Annotated in this window: 2 tRNA genes and 3 rRNA genes; all 5 read left to right on the plus strand. The window is 51.0% G+C overall.

Going from position 1 to position 5,318, the window contains the following annotated elements:
• Nucleotides 1-143: 143 nt before the first annotated feature.
• Nucleotides 144-1,693 (plus strand): 16S ribosomal RNA (locus AC4PG0_RS14225).
• A gap of 129 nt (nt 1,694-1,822) precedes the next feature.
• Nucleotides 1,823-1,896: transfer RNA gene (locus AC4PG0_RS14230), tRNA-Ile, on the plus strand.
• A gap of 46 nt (nt 1,897-1,942) precedes the next feature.
• Nucleotides 1,943-2,018, plus strand: a tRNA-Ala gene (locus AC4PG0_RS14235).
• A 172-nt stretch (nt 2,019-2,190) separates the two neighbouring features.
• Nucleotides 2,191-5,122, plus strand: a 23S ribosomal RNA gene (locus AC4PG0_RS14240).
• Nucleotides 5,123-5,199: 77 nt separating this feature from the next.
• Nucleotides 5,200-5,315, plus strand: a 5S ribosomal RNA gene (rrf, locus tag AC4PG0_RS14245).
• The 16S, 23S and 5S rRNA genes sit together here with 2 tRNA genes alongside, the layout of an rRNA operon.
• The last annotated feature ends 3 nt before the right edge of the window (nt 5,316-5,318 follow it).

Consider the following 5,318-nt stretch of genomic DNA (forward strand, 5'->3'; position numbering starts at 1 on the left):
AAAGTCTCACTGGTAATCGCAGGGCAGAAAACAGAAAGCTGTTTTCAACAAAAACAAACTAGTAATTTAATTGCTAGCGAAGTCAATTTGACGCAAGGAATCTTATTCACGGTGTTGAATAAGTATTCAAATTCAATTTATATTTTAAAGAGAGTTTGATCCTGGCTCAGGACGAACGCTGGCGGCGTGCCTAATACATGCAAGTCGAACGAACGGAGGAAGAGCTTGCTCTTCCAAAGTTAGTGGCGGACGGGTGAGTAACACGTGGGCAACCTGCCTGTAAGTTGGGGATAACTCCGGGAAACCGGGGCTAATACCGAATGATAGAGTGTGGCGCATGCCACGCTCTTGAAAGATGGTTTCGGCTATCGCTTACAGATGGGCCCGCGGTGCATTAGCTAGTTGGTAGGGTAATGGCCTACCAAGGCAACGATGCATAGCCGACCTGAGAGGGTGATCGGCCACACTGGGACTGAGACACGGCCCAGACTCCTACGGGAGGCAGCAGTAGGGAATCTTCCGCAATGGACGAAAGTCTGACGGAGCAACGCCGCGTGTATGAAGAAGGTTTTCGGATCGTAAAGTACTGTTGTTAGAGAAGAACAAGGATAAGAGTAACTGCTTGTCCCTTGACGGTATCTAACCAGAAAGCCACGGCTAACTACGTGCCAGCAGCCGCGGTAATACGTAGGTGGCAAGCGTTGTCCGGATTTATTGGGCGTAAAGCGCGCGCAGGCGGTCTTTTAAGTCTGATGTGAAAGCCCCCGGCTTAACCGGGGAGGGTCATTGGAAACTGGAAGACTGGAGTGCAGAAGAGGAGAGTGGAATTCCACGTGTAGCGGTGAAATGCGTAGATATGTGGAGGAACACCAGTGGCGAAGGCGACTCTCTGGTCTGTAACTGACGCTGAGGCGCGAAAGCGTGGGGAGCAAACAGGATTAGATACCCTGGTAGTCCACGCCGTAAACGATGAGTGCTAAGTGTTAGGGGGTTTCCGCCCCTTAGTGCTGCAGCTAACGCATTAAGCACTCCGCCTGGGGAGTACGACCGCAAGGTTGAAACTCAAAGGAATTGACGGGGGCCCGCACAAGCGGTGGAGCATGTGGTTTAATTCGAAGCAACGCGAAGAACCTTACCAGGTCTTGACATCCTTTGACCACTCTGGAGACAGAGCTTTCCCTTCGGGGACAAAGTGACAGGTGGTGCATGGTTGTCGTCAGCTCGTGTCGTGAGATGTTGGGTTAAGTCCCGCAACGAGCGCAACCCTTGATTTTAGTTGCCAGCATTTAGTTGGGCACTCTAAAGTGACTGCCGGTGCAAGCCGGAGGAAGGTGGGGATGACGTCAAATCATCATGCCCCTTATGACCTGGGCTACACACGTGCTACAATGGATGGTACAAAGGGTCGCGAAGCCGCGAGGTGGAGCCAATCCCATAAAACCATTCTCAGTTCGGATTGTAGGCTGCAACTCGCCTACATGAAGCCGGAATCGCTAGTAATCGTGGATCAGCATGCCACGGTGAATACGTTCCCGGGCCTTGTACACACCGCCCGTCACACCACGAGAGTTTGTAACACCCGAAGTCGGTAGGGTAACCTTTATGGAGCCAGCCGCCGAAGGTGGGACAGATAATTGGGGTGAAGTCGTAACAAGGTAGCCGTATCGGAAGGTGCGGCTGGATCACCTCCTTTCTAAGGAAAAGGAAACCTGTGAGTTTTCGTTCTTCTCTATTTGTTCAGTTTTGAGAGGTCACTCTCTTGTATGTCAGATAAAGTACGCAAGGCAACATGCTTGGAGCATAGCGCCACTACATTTTTGACGGGCCTATAGCTCAGCTGGTTAGAGCGCACGCCTGATAAGCGTGAGGTCGATGGTTCGAGTCCATTTAGGCCCACTTTTTCTTTCTGACACGAAGAAAACATCCAATTTAATTCCTTTTAGGGGCCTTAGCTCAGCTGGGAGAGCGCCTGCTTTGCACGCAGGAGGTCAGCGGTTCGATCCCGCTAGGCTCCACCAAAATTGTTCTTTGAAAACTAGATAAGAAAGTTAGTAAAGTTAGCATAGATAATTTATTATTTATGACACAAGTAACCGAGAATCATCTGAAAGTGAATCTTTCATCTGATAGGAAGTATCATCGCTGATACGGAACATCAGAAAAACAACCTTTACTTCGTAGAAGTAAATTGGTTAAGTTAGAAAGGGCGCACGGTGGATGCCTTGGCACTAGGAGCCGAAGAAGGACGGGACTAACACCGATATGCTTTGGGGAGCTGTACGTAAGCGTTGATCCAGAGATTTCCGAATGGGGGAACCCACTATCTTTAGTCGGATAGTATCCTTACGTGAATACATAGCGTGAGGAAGGCAGACCCAGGGAACTGAAACATCTAAGTACCTGGAGGAAGAGAAAGAAAAATCGATTTCCTGAGTAGCGGCGAGCGAAACGGAAAGAGCCCAAACCAAGAAGCTTGCTTCTTGGGGTTGTAGGACACTCTATACGGAGTTACAAAAGAAAGTTATAAATGAAGCGGTCTGGAAAGGCCCGCCAAAGACGGTAACAGCCCGGTAGTTGAAATGGCTTTCCCTCCAGAGTGGATCCTGAGTACGGCGGAACACGTGAAATTCCGTCGGAATCCGGGAGGACCATCTCCCAAGGCTAAATACTCCCTAGTGACCGATAGTGAACCAGTACCGTGAGGGAAAGGTGAAAAGCACCCCGGAAGGGGAGTGAAACAGTTCCTGAAACCGTGTGCCTACAAGTAGTTAGAGCCCGTTAATGGGTGATAGCGTGCCTTTTGTAGAATGAACCGGCGAGTTACGATTTGTTGCAAGGTTAAGCGGAAAAAGCGGAGCCGTAGCGAAAGCGAGTCTGAATAGGGCGCATAAGTAACAGGTCGTAGACCCGAAACCAGGTGATCTACCCATGTCCAGGATGAAGGTAAGGTAATACTTACTGGAGGTCCGAACCCACGCACGTTGAAAAGTGCGGGGATGAGGTGTGGGTAGCGGAGAAATTCCAATCGAACTTGGAGATAGCTGGTTCTCTCCGAAATAGCTTTAGGGCTAGCCTCGAGGTAAAGAGTCATGGAGGTAGAGCACTGTTTGGACTAGGGGCCCTTCTCGGGTTACCGAATTCAGATAAACTCCGAATGCCATGTACTTATACTCGGGAGTCAGACTGCGAGTGATAAGATCCGTAGTCGAAAGGGAAACAGCCCAGACCACCAGTTAAGGTCCCCAAATATATGTTAAGTGGAAAAGGATGTGGGGTTGCTTAGACAACCAGGATGTTGGCTTAGAAGCAGCCACCATTGAAAGAGTGCGTAATAGCTCACTGGTCGAGTGACCCCGCGCCGAAAATGTACCGGGGCTAAACATATTACCGAAACTGTGGATGAACCTCTTCGGAGGTTCGTGGTAGGAGAGCGTTCTAAGGGCGGTGAAGTCAGACCGGAAGGACTGGTGGAGCGCTTAGAAGTGAGAATGCCGGTATGAGTAGCGAAAGAAGGGTGAGAATCCCTTCCACCGAATATCTAAGGTTTCCTGAGGAAGGCTCGTCCGCTCAGGGTTAGTCGGGACCTAAGCCGAGGCCGATAGGCGTAGGCGATGGACAACAGGTAGAGATTCCTGTACCAGTGCTAATTGTTTAACCGATGGGGTGACACAGAAGGATAGGGAATCGCACGAATGGAAATGTGCGTCCAAGCAGTGAGTGTGAGAAGTAGGCAAATCCGCTTCTTGCGAAGCATGAGCTGTGATGGGGAAGGAAATTAAGTACGGAAGTTCCTGATTTCACGCTGTCAAGAAAAGCCTCTAGGAAGAGTAGTACTGCCCGTACCGCAAACCGACACAGGTAGATGAGGAGAGAATCCTAAGGTGAGCGAGAGAACTCTCGTTAAGGAACTCGGCAAAATGACCCCGTAACTTCGGGAGAAGGGGTGCTCTATTAGGGTGCAAGCCCGAGAGAGCCGCAGTGAATAGGCCCAGGCGACTGTTTAGCAAAAACACAGGTCTCTGCAAAACCGTAAGGTGACGTATAGGGGCTGACGCCTGCCCGGTGCTGGAAGGTTAAGAGGAGTGCTTAGCTTCGGCGAAGGTACGAATTGAAGCCCCAGTAAACGGCGGCCGTAACTATAACGGTCCTAAGGTAGCGAAATTCCTTGTCGGGTAAGTTCCGACCCGCACGAAAGGCGCAACGATCTGGGCACTGTCTCAACGAGAGACTCGGTGAAATTATAGTACCTGTGAAGATGCAGGTTACCCGCGACAGGACGGAAAGACCCCGTGGAGCTTTACTGCAACCTGATATGGAATGTTTGTACCGCTTGTACAGGATAGGTAGGAGCCGAAGAGACGTGTGCGCTAGCATACGAGGAGGCAATGGTGGGATACTACCCTGGCTGTATGACCATTCTAACCCGCCACGCTAAGCGCGTGGGGAGACAGTGTCAGGTGGGCAGTTTGACTGGGGCGGTCGCCTCCTAAAGAGTAACGGAGGCGCCCAAAGGTTCCCTCAGAATGGATGGAAATCATTCGCAGAGTGTAAAGGCACAAGGGAGCTTGACTGCGAGACTGACAAGTCGAGCAGGGACGAAAGTCGGGCTTAGTGATCCGGTGGTTCCGCATGGAAGGGCCATCGCTCAACGGATAAAAGCTACCCCGGGGATAACAGGCTTATCTCCCCCAAGAGTCCACATCGACGGGGAGGTTTGGCACCTCGATGTCGGCTCGTCGCATCCTGGGGCTGTAGTCGGTCCCAAGGGTTGGGCTGTTCGCCCATTAAAGCGGCACGCGAGCTGGGTTCAGAACGTCGTGAGACAGTTCGGTCCCTATCCGTCGCGGGCGCAGGAAATTTGAGAGGAGCTGTCCTTAGTACGAGAGGACCGGGATGGACACACCGCTGGTGTACCAGTTGTTCCGCCAGGAGCATCGCTGGGTAGCTATGTGTGGCAGGGATAAACGCTGAAAGCATCTAAGCGTGAAGCCCCCCTCAAGATGAGATTTCCCATTTCTTCGGAAAGTAAGATCCCTGAAAGATGATCAGGTAGATAGGTTTGGAGTGGAAGTGTAGCGATACATGGAGCGGACAAATACTAATCGATCGAGGACTTAACCAAAAAATGAAACGAAGTTACCTAACTGAACCCTTTCTTCTCTAGTTTTGAGAGAGCAATCTTTCAACAACTGCATATTGTCTGGTAGTTATGGCGAGAAGGTCACACCCGTTCCCATCCCGAACACGGTAGTTAAGCTTCTCTGCGCCAATGGTAGTTGGGGGCTTCCCCCTGCGAGAGTAGGTCGCTGCCGGGCAAT

This window comes from Listeria sp. MAN/IMW/UF464 (genome assembly GCF_058683955.1).